The organism is Mesorhizobium sp. M7A.F.Ca.CA.002.04.1.1 (genome assembly GCF_004022805.1).
In the GTDB taxonomy this organism is placed as follows: Bacteria; Pseudomonadota; Alphaproteobacteria; order Rhizobiales; family Rhizobiaceae; genus Mesorhizobium; species Mesorhizobium ciceri.
Genome location: NZ_RZPL01001187.1, coordinates 1 through 813 on the forward strand (window position 1 = coordinate 1; position 813 = coordinate 813).

General features: G+C 65.6%; 1 protein-coding gene. It reads right to left on the bottom strand.

Annotated features, from left to right (window positions below; all coding sequences use genetic code 11):
• Positions 1–33: 33 nt before the first annotated feature.
• Positions 34–801, bottom strand: a complete 768-nt coding sequence (locus ENZ75_RS33190; RefSeq protein ID WP_164888241.1) for a cupin domain-containing protein — start codon at positions 799–801, stop codon at positions 34–36.
• Between the last annotated feature and the right edge of the window lie 12 nt (positions 802–813).

Below are 813 nucleotides of genomic sequence, written 5' to 3' on the forward strand. Positions count from 1 at the left end.
GAGTTGGCGGAGAAGGAGCTGTGAAGCCGGGGGCTACTCCATCTCTTCGCCGTCCCAGTACCGCCTCACCGCTCCCATGTCGAAAATGCCGTCGCGCCGGCGCAAGGCGTCGACCGCCATCTTGTTGGAATCTGGATAGACGCAGACCTCGTTGGGATTTTTCTCGCCGATCATCAGGTAGCGGCACGGCCCCGTGCCGCTGTTGAGGAAGGAATGCCCGACCGCCAGGCCGGCCGGAAAGCAGACATAGTCGCCGGCTTTCATTTCGTGGCGCTCCTCGCCAAGCAGCAGCGTCACCTCCCCTTCCAGGATCAGCGCATGCTCCTCTTCCAGCATGTGATAGTGCCGGGGCGCCAGGCGCATGCCGGGCGCCGGCGCTTCGATCAGCATGCCGACATGATAGTCGGAGCGTCCCAGCGCGGCATAAGTCAGGTGCCTGGACCGGCCGCCGAACCGCGGGCCTTCGCCTTCGACCTTCCATTCGACAGCATCGCTGGCGATCGGCGGGATCGGCGCGGCCGGGGGTTTGGTGACACCGGCCGTCACATCCGACGGCAGCGGATCGCCGGCGGTAAGGCCGGTGTTCTCGCCGTCCCAGTAAGTTCGGATGGCTGCGAGATCGAAGATCGCGCGGCGGCCCAGGGCGCGTACCAGCACCTTGTTGGAGGCGGTGTAGACGACCACTTCATTCGGGTTGCGCTCGCCGACGATGACATAGCGGCACAGTGCGTCGCTGGTATTGATCAGGCAATGCCCCGCCGCGGCACCGGCGGGAAAGCAGATGGAGTCGCCGGGCTTCATGGCCTAGGCCGC

Excerpts from the sequence above, each read along its gene's own strand:
- ENZ75_RS33190 (WP_164888241.1), bottom strand. The coding sequence starts at position 801 with ATGAAGCCCGGCGACTCCATCTGCTTTCCCGCCGGTGCCGCGGCGGGG.